Genomic DNA, 24,237 nt, shown 5'->3' on the forward strand with positions numbered 1-24,237 from the left:
TCAACGGGTGAGTTCCGGGGCGGCACTCGTTAGCCATAAGGACATTCATGAGCAAGCAGATTGAGTTCAACGAGACTGCGCGCCGCGCGATGGAAGCAGGCGTGGACAAGCTCGCCGACGCGGTCCGCGTGACGCTGGGCCCGCGCGGCCGGAATGTGGTGCTGGCCAAGGCCTTTGGTGGGCCCACGGTCACCAACGACGGCGTCACCGTGGCCCGGGAGATCGACCTGGAAGACCCGTTCGAGAACCTGGGCGCCCAGCTGGTCAAGTCGGTGGCCACCAAGACCAACGACATCGCCGGCGACGGCACCACCACCGCGACCGTGCTGGCGCAGGCCATCATCAAGCACGGGCTGCGCAACGTCGCGGCGGGTGCCAACCCGATCGCGCTCGGGTTGGGCATCGGCAAGGCCGCTGACGCGGTATCCGAGGCGCTGCTGGCCGCGGCCACCCCGGTTTCCGGCCAGAAGGGCATCGCGCAGGTCGCCACCGTCTCGTCCCGCGACGAAGAGGTCGGTGAGCTGGTTGGCGAGGCAATCAGCAAAGTCGGCGACGACGGCGTGGTCAGCGTCGAAGAATCCTCGACCCTCAACACAGAGCTGGACTTCACCGAGGGGGTCGGGTTCGACAAAGGTTTCCTGTCGGCGTACTTCGTCACCGACTTCGACGCTCAGCAGGCCGTGCTCGAGGACGCCCTGATCCTGCTGCATCGCGACAAGATCAGCTCGCTGCCCGACTTCCTGCCGCTGCTGGAGAAGGTCGCCGAGGCGGGCAAGCCGCTGCTGGTGATCGCCGAGGACGTCGAGGGCGAACCGCTGTCGACGCTGGTGGTCAACGCGATCCGCAAGACGCTGAAGGCCGTCGCGGTCAAGGCGCCGTTCTTCGGCGACCGGCGCAAGGCATTCCTGGAGGACCTCGCGATCGTCACCGGTGGCCAGGTGGTCAACCCTGAGGTCGGGCTCTCGCTGCGCGAGGTCGGCCTCGAGGTGCTCGGGTCGGCCCGCCGCGTGGTGGTCAGCAAGGACGACACCGTGATCGTCGAGGGCGGCGGCGGCGCCGAGGCCATCGCCAACCGCGCCAAGCAGCTGCGCGCCGAGATCGAGTCGACCGACTCCGACTGGGATCGCGAAAAGCTGGAGGAGCGGCTGGCCAAGCTGGCCGGCGGCGTGGCCGTGATCAAGGTCGGTGCCGCGACCGAGACCGCTCTCAAGAAGCGCAAGGAAGCTGTCGAGGACGCGGTCGCCGCGGCGAAGGCCGCCGTCGAAGAGGGCATCGTGTCCGGCGGTGGGTCGGCGCTGATCCACGCCCGCAAGGCACTTGCCGACCTGCACAAGTCGCTGTCCGGCGACGAGGCCAGCGGTGTCGAGGTGTTCTCCAACGCGCTCAGCGCCCCGCTGTTCTGGATCGCCACCAATGCCGGGCTCGACGGCGCGGTCGCGGTCAGCAAGGTAGCCGAGCTACCCGTCGGGCATGGCCTGAACGCGGCGACGCTGGAGTACGGCGACCTGGCCGCCGACGGGGTCATCGACCCGGTCAAGGTCACCCGATCGGCGGTGCTCAACGCCGCATCGGTGGCGCGCATGGTGCTGACCACCGAGACCGCGGTCGTCGAGAAGCCGGCCGAGGAGGCCGACGACCACGGTCACGGCCACGGTCATCACCATCACTAAAACGAGTTCGACAAACCCCCCGGTCACCAGGCCGGGGGTGTTTTGTTTTCGGCATGGACCGCATTTGGCAGTGGGCGTGGGATCGGCACGGATCGAGGTACTCATGGACGATCTGGGTTGTCGTGTTCGCGGCGATGCTCCCGGTCTTCGTTCTCTTGGCATTCGTAATCGTCAGAATCGACAGCTCAGATCATTACGGCCAGGCGGTCGTCTTCACCGGCCTGGCCGTGGTGGTGAACGCCTCCGTCGCGATACTCCCCGGAAGCCATCTGTTACACCTCGCGCATCAGTGGGCGACCGGCCGTGACGTAGATCGTGCACAAGCGCTGCGCGACACCTACATCTGGAGTCGTGCGGCCGCGATCCGCGCGCTGTGGTTCGAACCCTGCTGGACCGCAACGCTCGTCGCTGTAGTCGCCGCAATCTCCGGAGCGAGTGGGTCGCGGCTGTTGCAATTCGGGATTCTGGGCGCGGCCTTGGGGCTTGCCTTGGCGCTGATCGGTTCGCACACCTCGTTACAGGGAGCTTTGCGACCGGTCAGATCGTCCCTCGCCGGGGATACCGGACTCGGTGAGGCGTTGCCGCGCTCCCGCCCGACGTTCGCGGCGTGGTTGGGCCTCTCGATGCTGGGCGCGTTCTTCGCCTTCGCTGTCGGTGGCGCGATGCTGGCCGTCATGCTGGGGCGGACGGGCGACCACCCCTTGCTGTTTGTGGCGATCGGTTGTCTGTGGACCGGCCTGGCGGTGCCGATCACCCTCGGTGGCATCGTGTCGCCGTCACTGCGGCCGATACGCGATTTGGCTGCAGGGACTGAACGTGTTGCAGCGGGCGACTACAGCCAACGTATGCCGGTAGTTCAGGATGACGACCTTGGCGCGCTGGCGGCGTCGTTCAACCGCATGCAGGCGGGTTTGGCTGAGCGGCAACGACTTCAGGCGGCGTTCGGCACCTACGTCGACCCCGTCCTGGCCGCGCGGCTGCTTGAGCAAGGTGACGATGTCTTCACCGGCGAGCGCCGCGAGGTGACGGTGATGTTCGTCGACATCCGCGATTTCACCCCGTTCGCCGAGGCCAACACGGCCGAGGACACGGTGGCGCGCCTCAATGCGCTGTTCGAGATCGTTGTGCCTGCGGTCGTGGACGCCGGTGGGCATGTGAACAAGTTCCTCGGCGACGGTGCTCTGGCTGTCTTCGGCGCACCGAATGACGTCGCGGATCATGCCGACGCTGCCATGAAAGCCGCTGTGCAGATTCACCGCCTCGTCGCCGAGCGATTCGCCGGCGCACTTCGAATCGGCGTCGGGATCAACACCGGCGTGGTGATTGCAGGCACCATCGGCGGCGGGGGCAAGCTGGAGTTCACCCTCATCGGCGACACCGTCAACGTCGCGGCCCGCGTTGAGCAGCTCACCAAAAGCACCGGTGACGCGATTCTGCTCACCCAGCAGACCGTCGACGCCCTGGGCTCTCCACCATCCAGATTGACCGACCGGGGACCGCGTGCGGTGAAGGGTAAGTCGACCGCAGTAAACGTCTTCGGCCTCGACCCGGCGGTCGGTCGTTAGCTGCGTACATCCAGCACCACCGAGACGGCTGTCGTGAACAAGCCCGCCGAGGTGGCCGACGACCACGGTCACCGCCATCACCACCACCACTAGAACGCGATCGACGAAACACCCGCGGCCGCCTGGTCGGGGGTGTTTCGTTTTGGGATGAATCGAATCTGGCAGTGGGCCTGGGATCGGCACGGGTCGAGGTATTCGTGGGCATGCTGGGCGCTTACTCTGCCCCTTGCCCTCCCGGTCTATCTCGCCTGGTCGATGGGCATCATCGCTTTCGAGCGGTCTCATCGCTACCTCGACGCGGCAGCAGTGACGACGGTCGCCGTCCTCGCCTACCTTTATGTGCTGGCTGCTCCCGGCGGGAGGGATGTTCGGCTCATTGAGCGGTGGGCCGCTGGTGATGACGTTGATCGCGAGAGCGCACTGCGCGCTACCTACAGCTATGGCCGAAAACTGATTGCGAAGGGGGTGGTGGTCACCTTTGTTTGGGTCGCGGCCCTCTTCGTGGTGGTGGCAATGATCGCCGGGGCGAGCGGGTCGCGGCTCATTCAGTACGCGGTTCTGGGCGCAATCGCCGGAACTTCAGGCCAGCTGATCACGGTGCACAGCTACGTCGAATCAACCCTGCGGCCCGCCCGGGCTGCGATCGCTGCGGATACGGAGATCGGCGATTCCATGCCTCGCGCACATCCGGCGTTCGGCACGTGGGCCAACGTGGCCATGCTTGCGGTGGGGTTCGCCTTCGCAGTCGCGGGCGCAATTCTGGCAGCCGTGTTAGACGCGGCCAGGCACGGCCCTGGCCTCACCATGGTTATCGGCGGTCTACTAGTTCTTGTCGTCGGGCCGTCGCTCATTGCCGCGTATTCGCCACTCCTGCAACCCATTCGCGATCTCGCCGCAGCAACTGAGCGTGTTGCGGACGGGGATTTCAGCCAACGCCTGCCGGTGGTGCAAGATGACGACCTCGGCGCGCTGGCCGCGTCCTTCAACCGAATGCAGGCGGGTTTGGCTGAGCGACAACGACTTCAGGCCGCCTTCGGGACCTACGTCGACCCGGCCTTGGCAGCGCGGCTGCTCGAACAGGGCGACGACGTGTTCAGCGGTGAGCGCCGCGAGGTGACGGTGATGTTCGTCGACATCCGCGACTTCACCCCGTTCGCGGAAGCCAACAGCGCTGAAGACACCGTCGCACGGCTCAATGCCCTTTTCGAGATAGTGGTTCCCGCCGTGGTCGACGCTGGCGGGCATGTCAACAAATTCCTCGGTGACGGGGCACTGGCTGTGTTCGGTGCCCCCAACGATCTTGCGGACCATGCCGATGCCGCGGTGAGCGCAGCGGTTCTAATCCATCGCGTCGTCGCCCAGCGTTTCGACGGCGAGCTTCGGATCGGCATCGGTATCAACACGGGCAAGGTGATTGCCGGGACCATCGGAGGCGGAGGCAAGCTCGAGTTCACTCTCATCGGCGACACCGTCAACGTCGCCGCCCGCGTCGAGCAGTTGACCAAGACGACCGGTGACGCGATTCTGCTCACCCAGCAGACCGTCGACGCCCTAGGCTCTCCACCATCCAGATTGACCGACCGGGGGCCGCATGCGGTGAAGGGTAAGTCGACCGCAGTAACGGTCTTCGGTCTCGACCCAGCGGTGAATGGTTAGCGGCTTACATCCAGCTCGAGTGAGGTAACGGTCATGGGTTTACGTCAGCGAATGTTTGCGACGGTCGCCGGGCAACTCGGCCGGCCGCATGGTCTGGTGGGCCGCGGCGTCGCGGTACTGCTCAACCGCGGCAACCGTCCAGCCGTGGCCGGCGCTGTGGATGCGGCGGAACCAACGGCCGGACAGACGGTGGCCGACATCGGTTTTGGCGGCGGACTAGGGCTCGATCTGTTTCTGCGGCGGGTTGCTCCGCAGGGCGTCGTCTACGGTGTGGAGGTCGCCGAGGACATGCTCGCGCGCGCCCGGGCGCGCTTCGCCGACCAGAGCGCGGCCGGCCAGATCAGGCTCGTCAGCGGGTCTTTGACCGAGTTGCCGCTCGACGAGAAGTCGCTTGACGCGGCAATCTCGGTCAACACGGTGTATTTCGTGTCAGACCTTGACGCCGCCTGCGCCGAACTGGCTCGGGTGCTGCGACCCGGCGGTCGCGCAGTGGTGGGGGTCGGTGATCCCGACGCGATGGCCCGCTTGCCTTTCACCGCTTACGGTTTCACGCTGCGCCCGATCGCCGAGATCGTCGCTGCCTTGAAAAACGCGGGATTCACGGGCATCGAGGATCGCCGCCTCGACGACGTGGCCATCCCTCACCATCTGCTCGTTGCCGTCGCGAGCTAGACCGCGGCAAAAGACTCGCGCCTCATCAAAGCCCGACGATGAGGATGCCGACGCCGAACACGATCGCGATCGAGAGCGACACCAACAGAAAACTGACGAGGCCCTCCTTCATCACTGAGGCCTCGTGGTCGGCGGCCGCGATCGGCGCGAATCTGCGGCCCGCACCCCATGCCGCTGCGAGCAGCGTCGCCAACCAGTTCGCGTAACCGGCGTAGACGATGAGCACGACTGCGGTGACGCCCCAAACGTGGGTCAAGTGGAGGTGTGGCCAGAGCAGCCCAATCAGAACGAGGAACATGCCGTTGACCACTGCCTCGAGGTGGCTCGACAGTGCCATGCGCGGGTTCTTCACCGCGGGGACGGCGAGCCCGGTGAGTAGACCGATCAGGAACAGCACCAGCCCAAGCCTCAACAGCAACGACTGCATGTCAGAACAGTATGGGCGTCTTGCTGTGCGCACCTCGGATTGGTGTTTGTTTGTTTTTCCTGCGCTTTCAGACCGCTGCACCGCATAGCATTGGGCTCCGCACATCGGGGGACTCGACAAGGAGCAAGACGCAATGAGGGTTTCTCAGATGATGCTCGTCGGCCCACTGGCGGCGACGATGCTGGCCGCGTCGGTGGCCGGCTGCAGTAGCACTACATCGTCGACGACGAAGTCGGGATCGGCCACCTCTGCGACCACAACCGGTAGCTCGGGTCCGAATTCTTCGGCGCCGGCGCAGCCGAGCGACTACACCACGCTGTTGATCAAGGTGACAGATCTCGATGCGCCGATGCCCTTCGTCGCAGACCCGCCGACGAGCAACCCCAATGGCCAACCGGGCGCGGCGATCACCTTCAACAGCCAACCCCACCCCGAGGATCAGGAGGGCGTCACGGTCAAAGACGTCCACATCATCGACACCATCCAAGTTCTGCCGGACGCGGCCGCTGCCACGAACGCGCTGAACTCCGCAAAGTCGGGACAAGGTCTGGTGAAAGATCCGAAGGTGGATTCGGCCAATGTCGGCACCGGCGGAACCACATTGGCGGGTATGTCACCGGACGGTTCGAAGAGCGTGACGGTGTTGATGTTCACCGAGGGCCGGGGTTTCGTCACGCTGCAGTTTGTGGGCGGATCGGACTCGCCCCCGCCGCCGCCGGACTTCGTCACCGATGTCGGCCAGAAGCAAGACGCGGCCGTCAAGAAGGGACTTGGCGGCTGACGGTGCCGGCGGTACGCGTGTTCTGACAATGGCGCACATGGACAAGCCGATATTTTCCATTACTCCTGGCTACGGCGAACGCCAGCTGCGCGAATTCCACTACGCACAGGCCGTTCGGTATGGCGACCGGATAGAGACCGCCGGTCAAGGAGGTTGGGATGACGCGTGGTGCTATCCGGAGTCAGTTCGCGACGAAGTCATTCAGGCGTTCGACAACGTCGAACGGACATTGGCAACTGTAGGAGCGTCGTGGCGTCACGTCATCACCGTGCACTCCTACCACGTGCCGGATGCAAACGGGCGGATCGGGTCCGAGCACCTCGACACCATGGTCGAACAGTTCCGTCTCCGCACGGGTGATCGCGCACCGGTGTGGACCTGCATCGGCGTCGCTGCCCTGGCGGGTCCACAGATGCGCGTCGAGATTCAGGTCGCTGCGATCGTTGAGGATCGAGACTGAACCGCTTGAAACACCTCCGGCCCGCAGGTTAAAGGTGTTTTGTTTGCGCCATGGACCGCATTTGGCAGTGGGCATGGGATCGGCACGCAGGACGGTACTCGTGGGCGATCTACGCGGTCACCGTCGCCACGGTACTCCCGATTTACCTCGTGCTCGCGATGATCGTTGTTGCGTTCGAAAGGTCGGATCACCACCTCGGGGCGGCGCTGGTCACCGTTGGCATGGTGCTGGCGATGGCGTATGTGATGGTTCTCCCCGGCCTGGGTCATGGCCGCATCATCGACCGGTGGGCAGCGGGCCAGGAGTCAGACCGGGTGAAGGCGCTCAACGCCGCATACTCGTGGACCCGGACGACGGCTCCCCGAGCGTTGAGCGCCAACATCGTTGTGATCGCCATACAGTTCGTCGCCGTCGGGGCGGTCACCGGAGCGACCGGGCCTCGCCTCATTCAGTACGCGATTCTGGGTGCCGCCTCAGGATCTGGCGTGTCGGCGATCGCCGTGCACAGCTTCCCTGAGACAGCGATGCGGCCGGCCAGGGCAGCGCTCGCCGGTGAGACGGGCCTGGGTGACGACCTTCCGCGCTCGCGGCCGACCTTCGCGGCCTGGTCGAACGTGTCAATGCTCGGCTGCGCATTCGCATTCGCGCTCGGCGGCGCCATGCTGGCTGCCGTTATTCACCGCACCGACGAAGTGCCCCTAATATGCGCTGCGATCGCGGGTGCGTTGACGGTCGGATTCGCGGTGCCGATCACCGTCGGCGCCGGCTTTTCACCCTCCCTGCAACCTATTCGCGACCTTGCGGCAGGATCGGAACGTGTTGCGGCTGGGAACTATTCGCAGCGTTTGCCGGTCGTTCAGGACGATGACCTGGGTGCGCTGGCTGCGTCGTTCAATCGCATGCAGGCGGGTTTGGCTGAGCGGCAACGACTTCAGGCGGCGTTCGGCACTTACGTCGACCCGGCCCTGGCGGCACGGCTGCTTGAGCAGGGTGACGACGTCTTTACCGGTGAGCGCCGCGAGGTGACGGTGATGTTTGTCGACATCCGCGACTTCACGCCCTTCGCCGAGGCGAACACCGCCGAGGACACGGTCGCTCGCCTCAACGCGTTATTCGAAATCGTTGTCCCGGCTGTAGTCGAGGCTGGTGGGCACGTCAACAAGTTCCTCGGCGACGGTGCCCTCGCCGTGTTCGGCGCGCCGAACGACCTCGCGGATCACGCCGATGCGGCCGTGAGTGCCGCCGCGCTGATTCATCGGTTTGTCGCCGAGCGATTCGGCGGCGAGCTTCGGATCGGCATCGGTATCAACACGGGCAAGGTGATTGCTGGGACCATCGGCGGTGGAAGCAAACTTGAGTTCACGCTTATCGGTGACACCGTCAACGTCGCTGCCCGCGTCGAGCAGTTGACCAAGTCGACCGGTGACGCCATCCTTCTCACCCAGCACACCGTCGACGCGCTGGCTATTCGACCTGTCGGACTCGCAGACCGGGGATCCCATGAGCTGAAAGGGAAGTCAGCCGCGGTGACGGTGTTCGGCCTTGATCCGACGCTTGGCTCGCGCGACTAGGACGATAGTCGAAGCTCGGGTACGCCGAACCGATCGCTCGTCGCGTCTGCCGATGCGGCGTGCTCGTTTCGCCATACGGCCGACTCGCCCGAGTATCGCGGTGAGGCGGGTCGGGGATGCTGCTGGCGCCGATCGAACTTGTCGAGGTCGTGCGCCGGCACGAGTCCGATCAGCATGAACTGGCCGATCGCGCGCAGGAGATTGCCGGCGGTGCGCCGGGTGTCCGCACGGTCGACGTAGCGACGCGCGATGGTCGCAAAGTCCTCGGGTTCGACACCCGCGACATCGCGGACGTGCGTCGTCGGCCCGCCGACCTCCCATGTCCCAAGCCCGTTCTCGGGCAGGTAGTTTCGCACACTGGACTCGAAGTACAGGCCGGCGCCGGATTGCCTCGCGATCTGGCGGACCGCTCGCAGGAACATCCACGGCGGGGTTTCGATGTGCCGTACCGGTCGGCCCAGTGCTTCGCCTACCGCGTCGGCGATATCGTTGCCGGACAACAACGTCGGGCCTGTCGGGCGGTAGGCGCGTCCGTCATGGCGGTGCGGGTCGAGTAGGGCGCCCACCGCGACCCGGGCGATGTCCTCGTTGGACGGTGGCGCATTTCGGCGTCCTCCCATCGGTATCGGCAACACACCGAGCTGAGCCGCATAGGGGAGAACCTGCAGATAGTTGTCTGCGAAAAACCCGGGATCGATGGCGACGTGAGCGGTGTCAGGCAACAGTGCGAACAGCCTGTCGATCAACCACTGCTGGCGCGTCATCAACGACGGATGCTCCGGGCTGGCTAACCATTGCCCCAACGCCACCACCGCCTCCACCCCCGCCTGGCGGGCTGCGCCGGCAAAGCTGACCGCGCTGTCGAGAGCGTGTGGGTGATAGGGCGGGTTGAAGAACAGCCGGGAGACTCCGTCCATCGCGGCCCGAACCTGTTGGATGTCAAGCATGTCGGCGACGACGACCTCGGCGCCCAATGCTCGCAGTCTGTCGCTTCGCCAATCGTCCCGGTGCACCAACGCCCTTGTCGGCACACCCTTTTCCAACAATTGGGCGGCAACCGCGCCGCCGACCTTGCCCGTCGCACCGGTAACGAGTACGCGCTTGTTTGTCATCGGAGTTCCTCTCACAGTCAAAACGTGGCAATGTGACCACTGGTTACATCGCCAGTATGCGATTGGATGTGACCGTTGTCAACATTCTGGTCGGCGTGCGATCGTGATGGCATGAGTTCCGTCAGCGACCCCACTGGCAAGAAGGGCTACCACCACGGCGCATTGCGTTCGGCGCTGGTTCAGGCCAGCATCGCGTTGGCTCGCGAGGGTGGGCCGGATCGAGTGATCCTGCGCGAAGCCGCCCGCGCGGCCGGGGTGTCACACTCGGCTGCCTACCGCCATTTCGCCGACCGCGAAGCGCTGTTGGCCGAGGTGTCGATCTTTGCCCGCAACGAGCTCGCCGAGGAGATGCGCCGACGAGTCAGTCGCAGCAAGGACCCTCGCCGGCGGCTACGAGCGGTCGGTACCGCCTATATCCACTTCGCACTCACCCAGCCCGGTCTGTTTCGCAGCGCGTTCACCTCGCATCCGGCGACGGCCGACGTCCCAGAGGCCGTCAGTACCGGAGCCGAGCCCTTCGAGGTCCTTGGTCAAGTGCTCGACGAAGCCCAGGCCGCCGGTCTGCTGGATTCTCGCCGCAGGCCGGGAGCCGAGATCGCCGTCTGGTCGGCGGTGCACGGCCTGGCCACCCTGCTGCTGGACGGACCGCTACCGACCAGCGACGCGGCCGTCAAATTCGCGTGGGAGCAGGTCCAAGATCTCGTCGAGCGCGGAATGCTGAACGGGGACTAGCGCTCCTGCTATCGCGTAGCGGCGATTTCCCAGTCTTTGACGTCGGCAACGGGTCCGAACAAATCTGCGGGCACATCGGGGGACAGGGGCTGCCCGGTTCGCACCCGGTGGGGCCAGTTCCGGTTGGCCAGTGCGGGTTTGGCCAGTGCGGCCACGTCGGCGGCGTCCGAGGTGAGTAGGGCGGCGGCGCCACGCGGGTCGTCGAGGTGCCCGTTCGCAATGATCGTCAGCCCGCTGTCATCGGCGCCAACGCGACACGGTTGGCGAGCTCGACGTCACCGATGACAGTCGGGGTGAACCCGGCCTCTTGCCCCCGTGTGCCGCCTGGCCGACTAGCCGCGCGCCTACCCTGCGGCGGCGTCGCTTAGCTGGTTGACTTCACGCATGAGCATGGCTTACCTGGCACAACCGGAGCAACAGCAACAACTGGAATGGCTCGACGGCGGCACGTTGGCGATCTTGCTCGACGGCGAGGCCACCGACGGCCAATTGATGGTTGGGCGTTTCGATGTGAGTGAGGGCGAAGCACCGCCATATCACAAGCACACGCGCGAGGACGAGGTCTTCATGCTCATCAAGGGCACCGCGCTGCTCTGGTTGGACGATGAGGAGATGGAGCTCTCAGAGGGCGGGATTGTGTTCTTGCCCAAGAACATTCCGCATGCCTATCGCATCACCTCGAAGAAGGCCGACCTGCTGATGATCAACACGCCGGCGGGCATCGAGGGCATGTTCCGTCACTCTGGTCGCGACAAGGCGACACCGCGACCGGACGGATTCGAGATCACGCCCGAACGGATGGCCGAGGGCGCGGACATGTACGGGCAGATCATCCTCGGCCCGCCGCGCTGACGGCGGATAAGCGCCGGAACTCTTCTCCACCAACGCCTTTCGGCCTAAGCGCGCGCTTTTACGGGCTACCGGCAAGGCGGGACGGGCAGGTCATCCGCTGACCGCCGCGCAGCCTCGCGCCGGTTAGCGGCCGGGCGGCAGGTACGTGGTCGTCACGGTCGTGGTTGGCACGTAGGTGGTCGTCGGCTCCCTGGTCACCGTGACGGTGCTGGTACTCGTGGACGGCGGCGTTATCTCGACCGTTGTGGTGACCGTGGAGACGCTGGTGGTGGTCGTCGTCGACGACGTGGTGGTGGCTGAACCGGCGGCGATGACCCCGCACCCGATCCGCTTGCCCGCGCTACCACCCGCGGAATTGGGGCTCAGATTGTCGGCGTTCTGGTGCACGATCAGCGAGGTGCCCAGGTTGTTGCGCAGGTCCGCGGCGGTGAACAAGCTCGTCGTCGTGACGAGTTTGGCCGACCCGTCCGGCCGCACCTGTAACGCGGTCAGGTCACCGCTGGCTGGAGAGCCGGTGTGGTCCGGTGCCTGGTATACGCTTCCTGCCGAGGCGAAGTCGCCCGTCGAATCTCCGCCTGGTGCGGTCGAATTGGGCTCACATTTTCCAATGGCGTGGACCATGAGACCGTGAAATCCGGGACTGAGGACCTGGTTGGGCCCGGCCTCCACGGTGACTGTCGCATACCCGTTGGCGAAATCGAAGGTCGCGTTGGCGATCGTGCTGCCATCCGCGGCCTTCACTTGCGTGGTCATCCGCTCGGTGCCGGGTGGCGGTGACGACGACGTGGACTGTCCGGTACCGCCCTGGTTCACACATCCGGCCAATGTCGCGATCGCAGCGGCGGACGCCGCGACACCGAATGCTTTACCCGCATTCATGGGCCCGGATTACCCAGATTTGCTGCGGGGAAACCGCTGACGGTAACGACGCCGCTCCACGCGGAAATAGGGCATTTGCCCGATGCGCTTTAGCCAGGCGCCGAGAAGACTCGCGAACTATGAAGCAACTAACCGCAGCCTGGGCAGCGGTGGCGTTGACGTGCGGCGGATTGGCGATGGTCGGTCCTGGTGCGGGTACCGCTCGAGCGGACGACGACTGTGGGCCCGCGGCGATGGTCGACCACGTGTGCTGGGGGCCCAATCGCTGGTGCCCGGGCGATTCCCTGTTCCACCTGACCCAGAACCACGTGCATCAACCGGTGACGTGGGATATGAACGTCTGCCACACCTACTATCACGTTGCCCCGGACCAGGCCAACCAAGGTCAAGGTATCTACGAAGGCCCCAATCCTCCTCCGCCGCAGACTCTTCCACCCCGCGGGCCGTATCTGCCGCCGCCTCCGGGGACATGCTGGAACATGTGGATCCCAGGCCCCTGCCCTGGCGGCTGACGACACCGAGCTCGGCGGGGTCAAGATCCCGGCAGGCTGCACGGTGATGCCGCTGCCCAATCTGCGGCTCGATCCCGACGCCGACGACCCGCACATTCGCTGCAGGTGTTCCGCTCACCGACGGCGCTGCCCGGCGCTGTTCGATCCGCAGTAGATCCGCGATATGGGCTTTACATTCGCGAGGGCAGCCGTAAAGTCCTACCTGAGCTTCTGCTCAACATTTCCGCTCAGGAGGAACGACGCGATTGTCCGGACAACTGCGAGACATCAGGGAATTTCTCGGCGACGCCGACGCCTACCGCGACGAGTTGTACCGCCGCTGGACGGGGCTGCTGAGCTATCGCTACATCGGGCGCAACCATTCATCGATGAATATCGGCGACACTGACGACACCGTCGTCATCCGTCGCGACATGCGCAACGAGGCGGGTGGAATCATGGTGGCGCCGTTGGCCATCGCCTCGCCCGAAGGCTGCCAGACTGACATGGTTGCGGTCCCCAACCCGGTGATCGCCTCGGTGCAGATCGTCGACCCCGGATACGACGTGAAGCGGGTGGAGATCGTCGGCTCGGGCAACGTCCATCAGGGCCGGATGATGGGCTACGGGCGCTGCAAGATCGTCGACGCCGACAATCCTGACCGTGTCATCGCGTTCAACGAAGGCCAGGGCGCGATCATCGGCGTCCCGCCCGAAGGCCTTGGCAAGATGGATGTTTCGGGCACCGAGCTGGTGATCGAGGACTCGCCGGATCTGCCGCCGCTGTGGCAGGCCTTCGGCGCATCGAGACGACCCGATGGCCGTTGGCAACTGCCGGCCCTCAGCGAGGAGCTGGCATCGCCGGATGCGGCGCTGCACATCGGGCCCCAGCACGTCGTGCTCGAAACCGCCGCGATCGACCTGGCCGCCGACGCGGTTGGGACCCGCAAATTGCAGGTGGTCAGCTGGCACGTGATGTTCATGTCGCGCGGCAAGGTCGGCCCGTTCCGGGTGGACGGCACCGCGCACGTGGGAGGGTCGGGCAAGGTCGGGGTTCGCATGCTGCTGCACGACGAGGGCAACGCCGACAAGGCGGTCACGTCGGCCGCCGCGATCTTCGAAACTGTTGGAAGTCAATGATGGCTAACGCCAAGGACGCTCGTCAGTGGGCGCGTCATTCATTGCGCGGCATCGGCGACTCGCTCTACACGCCGTTCAGCGGGCACGACGGTGACGACATCGACTGGGACGCCTACCGCACGCTGGTCCGGCACTGCGTCGGCACCCTGGGCCACCCGATGCTCTGGGTGACCAGTGGGGTGGCGGAATTCTGGTCGCTGACCATCGCCGAGCGAAAGAAGCTGTTGGAGATCGCGATTGACGAGGCCAAGGGCATCAACCCGGACGTCATCGTGCAGTCGTGTACCGCGGCGTTGTCGGCCAAAGACTGCGTCGAGCTCACCCAACACGCCCAAGATGCCGGCGCCGACATCGTCTACATCCAGACCCCGATGATGGAATTGCACGGCGGCGACGGCGTTTTGAACTTTTTCAAATACGTGGCCGAGCGCACCGACATCGCTCTCGGGATGTTCAACTCGCCCAGTTCCGGGTACGTGCTCTCCGCGCAGGAGAGTGCACGAATCGTCGAAGAGATTCCGGCGGTGTGCGCCACCAAGGAGGGCTCGTTCCGCCCCCATCAGAGCCGGATGCTGCATGAGCTCGCGCCGGATCTGGTGATCTGGGAATGCGATACGACCGTGTACCGCGCCGGCTGGCTGCGATCCGGCATCGTCGGCCCGGCTCAGCTCGGCACCACCGGCTACCTCTACGAGACGGCGGAGAATCGGTCGCTGTCCCAGTACTGGGACATGGTCTGGAACGACAAGCTGGTCGAGGCAATGGATTTCGCGCGGGAGTCTGGGCTCGACCAGTTCGAGCTCGACATGCGGGGCTGGTTCACCCGCTACCCGGGGCGGTCGGACTACTTCACCCACTGGGGCGGCGCGTTCAAATACGCCGCATCAGTGGTCGGGCTGCCGATCGGCTCGTACCCAGACCCGCCCGCCCCAAGCGAAATTACCCGAGCAGGCGCGTACCGACATCCGCGCGGCGTACCGTCGTTTCGGCCTCATCGGCGAATCACTGAAAACGACTGCGAAAGTAGAGGACTCATCATGAGCGACGCCAAACCGCTGAGCGGCATCCGCATTCTGGAGGTCGCGGCCTGGACGTTCGTCCCGGCGGCCGGCGCGGTGTTGGCCGAGTGGGGCGCCGACGTGATCAAGGTCGAGCCTCGTGAAGGCGGCGACCCGCAGCGCGGACTGGTGACTATGGGACTCATCCCCGGGGGCCCGACCGCGGTCAACTACATGATCGAAATGCCCAATCGCGGAAAGAGATCCATCGGTATCGACCTGACCACGCCGGGCGGTCAGGAGGTGGTTCACGAGCTGGCGAAGTCCAGCGACGTGTTCCTCACCAGCTATCTGCCCAGTCGCCGCAAGCATTTCGGCATCGACATCGAGCAGATCCGCGCTGCCAACCCCGAGATCATCTATGTCCGCGGGTCTGGGTACGGGCCGGAGGGTCCCGACGCCGACCGCCCCGGCTATGACGGCGTCTCGTTCTGGTCACGCGGCGGAATCGCCGATGCGCTGACCCGCGAAGCTCCCGAGCCGGTGATGCAGACCCCGGCGTTCGGCGACCTGATGGGCGGGCTGACCATCGCCGGCGGGATCGCCGCCGCGCTGTACAAGCGCAAGGCGACCGGCGAGACTTCGATCGTCGACGTTTCGCTGCTCGGGCTCGCGGCGTGGGCGATGACCCCCCAGGTGACGGCGGCCAACCTCTACGGCGGGGACCCGATCCCGACGTTCACCCACCGCGAGATGCCCAACCCGCTGGTCGGCAACTACAAGACCAAGGACGACCGCTACATCACGCTGATGATGTTGCAGGGCGACAAGTTCTACCCCGAGTTCATGACGGTCATCGGCCGCACGGACCTGATCACCGACGAGCGCTTCGCCGACGGCCATTCGCGTTTCATGAACCGGGGCGAGCTGATCGACATCATGGATGCCGAATTCGCCTCCAAGACGCTCGACCAGTGGCGCGACGTGCTCAAACCGCTGACGGGCGCCTGGGGTGTGCTGCAGAAGAGCAGCGAGTTGCACGAGGACCCCGCCGTCATCGCCAACGGATACATCCCCGAGGTCAAGGCGATGAACGGCAAGCCCTACATTCTGCCGACCAACCCGGTCCAATTCGACGGGCACCATGTCCAGCCGACGGGCGCACCCGAACACGGCCAGCACACCGAAGAGATCCTGCTGGACGCCGGCGTCGACTGGGACAAGATCGAGCAGTACAAGCAGGACGGGTCGATCCTCTAAGCGCTAAGCGCTGCGACGGATGCTGCGCGTGCGGCCGATATCCCGCTTGAGAAGCAGCTCGCGCTCGGTCTCGGACAGCCCACCCCAGATTCCGTACGGCTCGCCGACTTCGAGGGCGTGTGCGCGGCACTGGGTCATCACCGGGCAGCTGCGGCACATCTCCTTGGCCCGACGCTCACGCTGCAGGCGCGCCCGACCGCGCTCGCCGTCCGGGTGGAAGAACACCGACGAATCCACGCCGCGGCAAAGGCCTTGTAATTGCCAGTCCCAGATGTCTGCATTGGGGCCTGGAAGTTGCTCCGGTTGCGGCATTGAAGTCCCTCTCTACGCGCCCATGTTCTGGCCGAGCGGGTCATCGGTGACTACTCGTCGCGACAAACGTAGAGGCGCTAGGGAATTCCCGTCAACAGGCTGCACGCTGCCGAATAGCCGTGTGCGGCTTGGGAATTTACTTTGAGTTCATACGCCTCAAAACCTCGCTGAAGCCGGAGAGTGCATGTGAGGTGCGTGCAATATACAAATGTCGCTGCTGGCGGCCTGATTGCAGGGGAGGCACAAAATGTTCAATCCTCGGCGGATTTAATACCTGTGTAACTCAGAAACCATGAAGTCTTAACGGGTAACGCGTGGTGATACATATCTCTCACGACTCGTCCGGCGAGTCAGTACTGCTGGCCGCTGCCTTCGGCGATCGCCCCGGCCGCTGGCCGCTGCCGGCCGCGACCTCGCCCGATCAGCTGTGGTTGCGCGCGGTCGCGGCCGCGGGGCAGGGCCGCTACGGCAGCGCGTATGCGGACCTGGACGCGCTGCTTCGGGCCGCCCCGTCGGGTCGGCTGGCCTCGCTCGCGAACAGCACGCGGGCGTCGTTTTTGCGCCAGCTGGGCTGGCATGACCTGGCCCGCGGTTGGGACGGTCGCGCACTGGCGCAGGCGGGCGACGACCCGGAGGTCACCGGCGATGCGCTGATCGGACTCGCCGCCGACGCGCTCGGCGTCGGGCGGCTGGCCGTCGCGGCGACGCTGCTGACGCGCGCGGAGCCGTTCGTGACATGTGCGCCGCACCGGGTCGCAGTGCGACGGGCGTGGGTCGCGGCCGAGTTGGCGATGGCCGGCGGTGACGGCAACGCCGCGGTCCGCAACGCGGAGGCCGGTGTCGAGTTGGCGGCGAGCACCCTCGATGGCGCGGCCCGCCACGGGGCCAAGAGCCAGGTGGTGCTGGCCGCCGCCCTATGCAGCGCCGGAGCAGTGGACCGCGCACGGCCCGTCGCCGAGGCCGCGTTGGAGCTCACGGGCGACCTGGGGCTGATTCCGTTGCGCTGGGCGCTGGCCTGTCTGCTCGTCGACCTTGCCAATGCCGAAGGCCGGATCGCCGAGCTGAGCGACATCCGCGACGAGTGCGCCGCCCGCGTCGAGCGCTGGGGAGGAACGTGGCGACGGCGTTGAAATCCGCCGGGTCGTTATTGTCGAGGTGACATCCCACAGGGCCGGGTGCCAACCCGGTCGTAACGCTGGAGACGTTGCCGCCGATGACAACGCAGGAGGAGCGTCTCGACGCGGTTGTCGCGGACGCCGTCGCAGGCGATCGGGACGCGCTTCGAGAGGTTCTGCAGACGATCCGACCGATCGTGGTCCGATACTGCCGTGCGCGTATCGGCACATTCGAGCGGAGCGATTTGTCGGCTGACGATGTGGCACAGGAGGTTTGCTTGGCCGCCGTGATGGCGTTGCCGCGCTACCGTGATCGCGGCCGCCCCTTCCTGGCTTTCGTGTACGGCATCGCCGCGCACAAGGTCGCCGACGCTTACCGCGCGGTCGGCCGCGATCTCTCCTACCCCACCGAGTCTGTCCCGGAGCGGCTGTCGAGTCAGCCGGGCCCCGAGCAGTCGGCGATCGATGCCGACTCCGTGACCAGGATGTCCGAGCTGCTCGACATCCTGCCCGAGGCGCAGCGCGAGATCCTGATCCTGCGCGTGGTGGTCGGGCTCAGCGCCGAGGAGACGGCCCAGGCGGTGGGCAGCACCGCCGGAGCCGTGCGCGTCGCGCAACACCGAGCGCTGGCACGGCTCAAATCCGCGATTGCCGCCGCGGGGCGTGACTATGTCTGAGCAGCTCGACCGGCCGCATGAGATGGCGCGCAGTGCACGTTTCGTCGACGCGTTGGCCAATGGCGATCCGGTCGACGTCGCCGACCTCGCCGGTGACGGCGATGCCGGGGACCGAGAGCTGGCCGGGCTGCTGCAGGACTGGCGCGACGAGCTGCGAAGCCGCTCGACGGCCGAGCTGTGTGCCGAGCAGGACGCCGCGGCGGTGCTCAGCCGCGCGCTGGCCGGGCGCCGACGCGCGAAGCGCCGGATGACGTTGGTCACGGCCGCGGCCGCGGCGATCCTCGGCATCGCGGCCTTCGGCGCCGTGTTGGGCCAGGCCAAGCCGGGTGACGCGTTCTACGGCGTGCGCGCGACGCTGTTCGGCGAGCCGGACTGGGTACAGGACGACAAGATCGCGGTGTCGGCCGAGGCGGATCTGGATCAGGTTGAGCAAATGATCGCCCAAGGGCAATGGGATCAGGCCCACGAGAAGCTGGCCGCCGTCGGCGCTCACGTCCAGACGGTGAAGGACGTCGGCCGCAAACAAGGGCTCATCGAGAAGGTCAACCGGCTGAATGCCAAGGTGGTCAGCCGTAACGCCCATCCACCGGAGGCCGGTGCGATTGCCTCAGTAGCGGTGATACCGCCTGGCGCTCCGGTTATCACCGTGGCGCCCAGCCCAATTGGCGGCTGAGGCGGGCGAAGCAGCTATTCCCGTGACAGCGGGGTGTCAGAAGTTGCCTCGTTGAGTGAGGCGTCCGCGTATCCGCGGCAGTAATCCCAGGTCACGTACGAATCGGGCTCGGGATCATAAGCCGGCTCGTGCGGGCGGACCGTGCCGTCGACCAGCAACTGAAGAAGGTTGGCGCGCAACATGTCCCAGTCGTGGTAGTGGTCCTGTTGACACTCGTCGCAACAGACCACCAGGCCGCGAATTCCCTTGTGCGCCAACAGGGCTTCATACACCGCCAGGTCAGCGAGGTCGGCCTCGACGGCCATCCGCTCCTGCGGGTCCAGCGGCTGGCCGGGCTCGACAGCATCCAGCGCCGCCGACGGATCGCAGGGGTCGTCGGCAAACGGGTCGGGTGGCAGACCGGGTGGCAGGTAGTCGCGCACGGGTCCACAGTACGCAGCCTGGCGGGGATCACGCCAGCGCTACCCGCGCGGTCACGACGCAGTCCGTGCAACGGACTGAGGAGGCGCCGCGCCATCTACCCCGCTGCCCAGCTGCCATGTCGTGGTCTGCCCGGACTTCTGCGGCGCGCGTCGTCGGCGCTGTCCGTTAGAGCCGATAGGATGGCCAAATCAGTCCGCGCTCGTATTGGGAGGGCCCCGGCTATGTCATCTGGCTTGTCCCGTCTCGAAGGTAGCGGCGACCTGATCGTCACCTCGTATCCCCGGGTCGGTGGTTTCCCGGACGATCCGGTGCCGACCGGTGGTGACGATCCGCAGAAGATCGCGATGCTGGGACTGACCTTCGACGACGTTCTGCTGCTTCCTGCTGCCTCCGATGTGGTGCCCGCGACCGCCGACACCTCCAGTCAGCTCACCAAGAACATCCGGCTGAAGGTGCCGCTGGTCAGCTCCGCGATGGACACCGTGACCGAGTCGCGGATGGCGATCGCGATGGCCCGGGCCGGTGGCCTCGGCGTCTTGCACCGCAACCTGCCGATCTCCGAACAGGCCGGACAGGTCGAGACCGTCAAGCGCTCGGAAGCCGGCATGGTCACCGATCCGGTTACCTGCAAGCCGGACCACACGCTGGCCGAGGTGGACGCGATGTGTGCCCGGTTCCGGATCTCCGGGCTGCCGGTCATCGACGACGCCGGTCAGCTGGTCGGCATCATCACCAACCGCGACATGCGCTTCGAGGTCGACCAGTCCAAACACGTCGTCGAGGTGATGACCAAAGCCCCGCTGATCACCGCCCAGGAGGGCGTCAGCGCGGACGCGGCGCTGGGCCTGTTGCGCCGGCACAAGATCGAGAAGCTGCCGATCGTCGACGGCCACGGCCGGCTGACCGGCCTGATCACCGTCAAGGACTTCGTCAAGACCGAGCAGCATCCGCTGGCCACCAAGGACAGCGACGGCCGGCTGCTGGTTGCCGCCGCGGTCGGAGTCGGCGACGACGCCTGGGTGCGCGCGATGACGCTGGCCGACGCGGGCGCCGACGTGCTCGTGGTCGACACCGCCCATGCGCACAACCGGCTGGTTCTCGACATGGTTCGCCATCTCAAGACCGAGGTCGGCAATCGCGTCGAGATCGTCGGCGGCAACGTCGCGACCCGCTCCGGCGCCGCGGCGCTGGTCGAGGCCGGCGCGGACGCGGTCAAGGTCGGGGTCGGCCCGGGGTCGATCTGCACCACCCGCGTGGTCGCCGGTGTCGGCGCCCCGCAGATCACCGCGATCCTCGAGGCCGTCGCGGTCTGCGGCCCGGCCGGGGTCCCGGTGATCGCCGACGGTGGGCTGCAGTACTCCGGCGACATCGCCAAGGCGCTGGCGGCGGGCGCATCCACGGCGATGCTGGGTTCGCTGCTGGCCGGTACCGGTGAAGCGCCCGGCGAGCTGATCTTCGTCAACGGCAAGCAGTACAAGAGCTACCGCGGCATGGGATCGCTGGGCGCCATGCAGGGCAGGGGCGAGGCTAAGTCCTATTCGAAGGACCGCTACTTCCAGGACGACGCGCTGTCGGAGGACAAGCTGGTGCCCGAGGGCATCGAAGGCCGGGTGCCGTTCCGCGGCCCGCTCGCGTCGGTGATCCACCAACTCACCGGCGGACTGCGCGCCGCGATGGGCTACACCGGCGCCGAGACCATCGAGGCATTGCAGCGGGCGCAGTTCGTCCGCATCACCGCGGCCGGTTTGAAAGAAAGCCATCCGCACGACATCACGATGACCGCCGAAGCACCTAACTACTACGCTCGGTGAACTGATCTAAGGACCGCTCATGCGTGACATGGTTGAGATCGGCATGGGCCGAACCGCCCGGCGCACATACGAACTCGATGAGATAAACATCGTGCCGTCGCGTCGCACCCGCTCGTCGCAGGACGTCACGACGGCCTGGCAACTCGACGCCTACCGCTTCGAGATCCCGATCGTGGCGCATCCGACCGATGCGCTGGTGTCGCCGGAGTTCGCCATCGAACTCGGGCGGATCGGCGGTCTCGGAGTGCTCAACGGCGAAGGGCTGATCGGCCGTCACGCCGACGTCGAGGCCAAGGTCGCCCAGGTCATCGAAGCGGCGTCGAAAGAGCCCGAACCGTCGGCGGCCATCCGGCTGCTGCAACAGTTCCACGCCGCTCCGCTGGACCCCGATCTGCTCGGCGCCGCGGTGGCCCGCATCCGCGAGGCCGGAGTCACCACCGCGGTCCGGGTCAGCCCGCAGAACGCCCAGGCACTCACGCCGGCGCTGCTGTCGGCCGGTATCGATCTGCTGGTCATCCAGGGCACCATCGTGTCCGCCGAACGCGTCGACAGCCACGGCGAACCGCTCAACCTCAAGACGTTCATCTCCGAACTCGACGTCCCAGTGGTGGCCGGCGGCGTGATCGACCACCGCAGCGCGCTGCACCTGATGCGGACCGGCGCGGCCGGCGTCATCGTCGGCTACGGCTCGACCAGTGGAGTGACCACCAGCGACGAGGTGCTTGGCATCAGCGTGCCGATGGCCACCGCGATCGCCGACGCCGCCGCCGCCCGCCGCGAATACCTCGACGAGACCGGCGGCCGCTACGTGCACGTGCTCGCCGACGGCGACATCCACACCTCCGGTGACCTCGCGAAAGCCATCGCGTGTGGGGCCGACGCCGTCGTGCTGGGCACCCCGCTCGCCGAGGCCGCCGAAGCGCAGGGCGAGGGCTGGTTCTGGCCGTCCGCGGCGGCCCACCCTTCGCTGCCGCGGGGCGCCCTGCTGCAGATCGCCGGCGGCGAACGGCTGCCGATGGATCAGGTGCTCAACGGGCCGTCCGACGACCCGTTCGGGTCACTGAACCTCGTCGGGGGCCTGCGTCGCTCAATGGCCAAGTCGGGCTACTGCGACCTCAAGGAATTCCAGAAGGTCGGGCTGACGGTCGGCAGCTGAGAGCTACGCTGGCCGGATGGAACCTGACTACGACGTCTTGATCATCGGTTCGGGTTTTGGCGGCAGCATCATGGCGCTGCGGCTGACCGAGAAGGGGTACCGGGTCGGTGTGCTCGAGGCGGGCCGCCGCTACGCCGACGAGGACTTCGCCAAGACCTCGTGGAACCTGCGCAAGTTCCTGTGGGCGCCGCAGCTCGGGTGCTACGGCATTCAGCGCATCCACCTGCTGCAGAACTGCATGATCCTGGCCGGCGCCGGCGTTGGCGGTGGATCACTGAACTACGCCAATACCCTGTATGTCCCGCCGGATCCGTTCTTCAACGACCCGCAGTGGAAGCACATCACCGATTGGCGCGCGGAGTTGACGCCGCACTACGAGCAAGCCAAGCGGATGCTCGGTGTGGTCGAGAACCCGACGTTCACCGACGCGGACCGCCTCATGAAAGCAGTCGCCGACGACATGGGCGTGGGCGACACCTTCGTGCCGACGCCGGTCGGGGTGTTCTTCGGACCCAACGGAACCAAGACGCCCGGCGAGACGGTGCCCGACCCGTATTTCGGCGGCGCGGGCCCGGAGCGGACCGGCTGCCTGGAATGCGGGTCGTGCATGACCGGCTGCCGCTACGGCGCCAAGAACACGCTGCTGAAGAATTACCTCGGCCTCGCGGAATCGGCTGGGGCGCAGATACATCCGATGACGACCGTGACCAGGTTCGCGCCGCGGCCCGACGGGATCTGGGACGTTCGCACCAAGCACACCGGCCGCGTCGTGCGGCGCAAGAGGCGCACGTTCACCGCGAGGCATGTGGTGCTGGCCGCCGGCACCTACAACACCCAGAAGCTGCTGTTCAAAATGCGCGACACCGGCACGCTGCCCGGCCTGTCCGAAAAGCTGGGCGTGCTGACCCGCACCAACTCCGAATCGATCGTCGGCGCAGCGACATTGAACGTCAAACCGGACCTCGACTTGACCCACGGGGTCGCGATCACGTCGTCGATTCACCCGACGTCGGACACTCACGTCGAGCCGGTGCGCTACGGCAAGGGCTCCAACGCGATGGGGCTGTTGCAGACGTTGATGACGGACGGGTCGGGTCCACAGGGCACCGATGTGCCGCGCTGGAAGCAGTTGCTGGATCAAGCCGGCGAAGATCCGCGCGGCATCCTTCGCATGCTCAACCCGCGTCAGTGGAGCGAGCGCACGGTGATCGCATTGGTGATGCAGCATTTGGACAACTCGATCACCACGTTCACCAAACGCGGGCGGCTGGGCCGTCGCCGCTACGTCAGCAAGCAGGGGCACGGCGAGCCGAACCCGACCTGGATCCCGGTCGGCAACGAGGTCACCCGTCGCATCGCCGAGAAGATCGACGGGGTGGCGGGCGGTACGTGGGGGGAGCTGTTCAACATCCCGCTGACCGCCCACTTCCTCGGCGGTGCGGTGATTGGCGACAGCGCCGAACATGGGGTGATCGACCCGTATCACCGGGTCTACGGCTATCCGACGCTGTCGGTCGTCGACGGCGCGGCGATCTCGGCCAACCTCGGCGTCAACCCGTCGCTGTCGATCTCGGCTCAGGCCGAGCGAGCCGCATCGCTGTGGCCGAACAAGGGGGAGAACGACATTCGGCCGCGCCAGGGCGAGCCCTATCGCCGGCTCGACCCGATTGCGCCGGCCCAGCCGGTGGTGCCGGCGTCGGCCCCGGGGGCGCTGCGCTGGCTGCCGATCGAGCCCGTCAAGTCCGCCGGCGACGATGCAGAGCGAAGCGATGCTGACGAGCGGCGTATTAGGCCGGCGGGCTGAA

23 protein-coding genes and 1 pseudogene are annotated in these 24,237 nt (G+C 66.2%); 19 read left to right on the forward strand and 5 right to left on the reverse strand.

Translation table 11 applies throughout. The annotated features are described in order from the left end of the window. Positions 1-47: 47 nt before the first annotated feature. From groL to A5658_RS25575, 4 genes are all read left to right on the forward strand, one after another. Entirely contained in the window at positions 48-1,670 is a 1,623-nt protein-coding gene (groL, locus tag A5658_RS25560) for a chaperonin GroEL (protein ID WP_067342035.1), read from the forward strand. A gap of 53 nt (positions 1,671-1,723) precedes the next feature. Beyond that, positions 1,724-3,235 carry an adenylate/guanylate cyclase domain-containing protein gene (locus A5658_RS25565; RefSeq protein WP_067342040.1) on the forward strand — a complete coding sequence of 504 codons (1,512 nt, stop codon included), beginning with the start codon at positions 1,724-1,726 and terminating at the stop codon, positions 3,233-3,235. A 147-nt stretch (positions 3,236-3,382) separates the two neighbouring features. Continuing rightward, the gene (locus A5658_RS25570; RefSeq protein ID WP_067342042.1) at positions 3,383-4,891 is read left to right on the forward strand and encodes an adenylate/guanylate cyclase domain-containing protein; all 1,509 of its coding nucleotides are present in this window, start codon (positions 3,383-3,385) and stop codon (positions 4,889-4,891) included. 96 nt (positions 4,892-4,987) lie between these two features. Beyond that, positions 4,988-5,563, forward strand: a complete 576-nt coding sequence (locus A5658_RS25575; RefSeq protein ID WP_369830570.1) for a class I SAM-dependent methyltransferase — start codon at positions 4,988-4,990, stop codon at positions 5,561-5,563. Positions 5,564-5,588: 25 nt separating this feature from the next. Here the strand turns inward: A5658_RS25575 and A5658_RS25580 are convergent, their stop codons facing one another. Next, entirely contained in the window at positions 5,589-5,990 is a 402-nt protein-coding gene (locus A5658_RS25580; protein WP_067342048.1) for a hydrogenase, read from the reverse strand. Between the two features lie 133 nt (positions 5,991-6,123). Here A5658_RS25580 and A5658_RS25585 point away from each other — a divergent pair, with 133 nt between their 5' ends. From A5658_RS25585 to A5658_RS25595, 3 genes are read left to right on the forward strand one after another with little or no spacing between them, the layout of a single operon-like run. Then, positions 6,124-6,771, forward strand: a complete 648-nt coding sequence (locus A5658_RS25585) for a hypothetical protein (protein WP_067342050.1) — start codon at positions 6,124-6,126, stop codon at positions 6,769-6,771. Between the two features lie 37 nt (positions 6,772-6,808). Then, positions 6,809-7,231 (forward strand): Rid family hydrolase, encoded by a 423-nt coding sequence (locus A5658_RS25590; RefSeq protein WP_067342052.1) that lies wholly within the window; start codon positions 6,809-6,811, stop codon positions 7,229-7,231. A 50-nt stretch (positions 7,232-7,281) separates the two neighbouring features. Then, positions 7,282-8,802: an adenylate/guanylate cyclase domain-containing protein gene (locus A5658_RS25595; RefSeq protein WP_067342054.1), complete on the forward strand. Its 1,521-nt coding sequence runs from the start codon at positions 7,282-7,284 to the stop codon at positions 8,800-8,802. Here A5658_RS25595 and A5658_RS25600 read toward each other — a convergent pair. Then, complete coding sequence (locus A5658_RS25600; RefSeq protein WP_067342055.1) at positions 8,799-9,914, reverse strand: NmrA family NAD(P)-binding protein; 1,116 nt, start codon at positions 9,912-9,914, stop codon at positions 8,799-8,801. The genes A5658_RS25595 and A5658_RS25600 overlap by 4 nt on opposite strands. Before the next feature lie 111 nt (positions 9,915-10,025). On the opposite strand from A5658_RS25600, the gene A5658_RS25605 reads away from it, so the two are divergent. After that, on the forward strand, positions 10,026-10,646 hold the full coding sequence (locus tag A5658_RS25605) for a TetR/AcrR family transcriptional regulator (RefSeq protein ID WP_067342056.1): 621 nt from the start codon (positions 10,026-10,028) through the stop codon (positions 10,644-10,646). A 384-nt stretch (positions 10,647-11,030) separates the two neighbouring features. Then, the gene (locus A5658_RS25610) at positions 11,031-11,498 is read left to right on the forward strand and encodes a cupin domain-containing protein (RefSeq protein WP_067342058.1); all 468 of its coding nucleotides are present in this window, start codon (positions 11,031-11,033) and stop codon (positions 11,496-11,498) included. 123 nt (positions 11,499-11,621) lie between these two features. On the opposite strand, the gene A5658_RS25615 is transcribed toward A5658_RS25610, so the two are convergent. Next, entirely contained in the window at positions 11,622-12,377 is a 756-nt protein-coding gene (locus A5658_RS25615; protein WP_067342059.1) for a superoxide dismutase family protein, read from the reverse strand. A 119-nt stretch (positions 12,378-12,496) separates the two neighbouring features. On the opposite strand from A5658_RS25615, the gene A5658_RS27795 reads away from it, so the two are divergent. From A5658_RS27795 to A5658_RS25630, 4 genes and pseudogenes are all read left to right on the forward strand, one after another. Beyond that, on the forward strand, positions 12,497-12,889 hold the full coding sequence (locus A5658_RS27795) for a hypothetical protein (RefSeq protein WP_231997446.1): 393 nt from the start codon (positions 12,497-12,499) through the stop codon (positions 12,887-12,889). Between the two features lie 245 nt (positions 12,890-13,134). Continuing rightward, the gene (locus A5658_RS25620) at positions 13,135-14,007 is read left to right on the forward strand and encodes a hypothetical protein (protein ID WP_067342060.1); all 873 of its coding nucleotides are present in this window, start codon (positions 13,135-13,137) and stop codon (positions 14,005-14,007) included. Then, positions 14,007-15,048, forward strand: a pseudogene (locus tag A5658_RS25625) (dihydrodipicolinate synthase family protein). The gene A5658_RS25620 and the pseudogene A5658_RS25625 overlap by 1 nt, the downstream one beginning before the upstream one ends. Further along, positions 15,045-16,265, forward strand: a complete 1,221-nt coding sequence (locus A5658_RS25630) for a CaiB/BaiF CoA-transferase family protein (protein WP_067342061.1) — start codon at positions 15,045-15,047, stop codon at positions 16,263-16,265. The pseudogene A5658_RS25625 and the gene A5658_RS25630 overlap by 4 nt, the downstream one beginning before the upstream one ends. A 3-nt stretch (positions 16,266-16,268) precedes the next feature. On the opposite strand, the gene A5658_RS25635 is transcribed toward A5658_RS25630, so the two are convergent. Further along, positions 16,269-16,577 (reverse strand): WhiB family transcriptional regulator, encoded by a 309-nt coding sequence (locus tag A5658_RS25635; protein WP_067342063.1) that lies wholly within the window; start codon positions 16,575-16,577, stop codon positions 16,269-16,271. A 320-nt stretch (positions 16,578-16,897) separates the two neighbouring features. Here A5658_RS25635 and A5658_RS25640 point away from each other — a divergent pair, with 320 nt between their 5' ends. The 3 genes from A5658_RS25640 (at position 16,898) to A5658_RS25650 (ending at position 19,042) form a co-directional block, all read left to right on the forward strand. Further along, complete coding sequence (locus A5658_RS25640; protein WP_156751657.1) at positions 16,898-17,707, forward strand: hypothetical protein; 810 nt, start codon at positions 16,898-16,900, stop codon at positions 17,705-17,707. An 83-nt stretch (positions 17,708-17,790) separates the two neighbouring features. Continuing rightward, complete coding sequence (locus tag A5658_RS25645) at positions 17,791-18,369, forward strand: sigma-70 family RNA polymerase sigma factor (protein WP_067342067.1); 579 nt, start codon at positions 17,791-17,793, stop codon at positions 18,367-18,369. Beyond that, positions 18,362-19,042, forward strand: a complete 681-nt coding sequence (locus tag A5658_RS25650; RefSeq protein ID WP_067342068.1) for an anti-sigma-D factor RsdA — start codon at positions 18,362-18,364, stop codon at positions 19,040-19,042. The genes A5658_RS25645 and A5658_RS25650 overlap by 8 nt, the downstream gene beginning before the upstream one ends. A 14-nt stretch (positions 19,043-19,056) precedes the next feature. On the opposite strand, the gene A5658_RS25655 is transcribed toward A5658_RS25650, so the two are convergent. Next, positions 19,057-19,464, reverse strand: a complete 408-nt coding sequence (locus A5658_RS25655) for a DUF5319 domain-containing protein (RefSeq protein ID WP_067342070.1) — start codon at positions 19,462-19,464, stop codon at positions 19,057-19,059. 222 nt (positions 19,465-19,686) lie between these two features. On the opposite strand from A5658_RS25655, the gene guaB reads away from it, so the two are divergent. Genes guaB through A5658_RS25670 form a run of 3 tightly spaced genes read left to right on the forward strand, consistent with a single transcriptional unit; the run spans position 19,687 to position 24,236 of the window. Continuing rightward, a complete protein-coding gene (guaB, locus tag A5658_RS25660) occupies positions 19,687-21,276 on the forward strand; it encodes an IMP dehydrogenase (protein ID WP_067342072.1) in 1,590 nt (529 codons plus the stop codon). Between the two features lie 28 nt (positions 21,277-21,304). Continuing rightward, positions 21,305-22,432, forward strand: a complete 1,128-nt coding sequence (locus A5658_RS25665) for a GuaB3 family IMP dehydrogenase-related protein (RefSeq protein ID WP_156751658.1) — start codon at positions 21,305-21,307, stop codon at positions 22,430-22,432. A gap of 16 nt (positions 22,433-22,448) precedes the next feature. Next, positions 22,449-24,236, forward strand: coding sequence for a GMC family oxidoreductase (locus A5658_RS25670; RefSeq protein ID WP_067342075.1), 1,788 nt, complete (start codon positions 22,449-22,451; stop codon positions 24,234-24,236). Position 24,237: the final 1 nt, after the last annotated feature.

Source organism: Mycobacterium sp. 1245111.1 (genome assembly GCF_001673405.1).
Taxonomy (GTDB): domain Bacteria; phylum Actinomycetota; class Actinomycetes; order Mycobacteriales; family Mycobacteriaceae; genus Mycobacterium.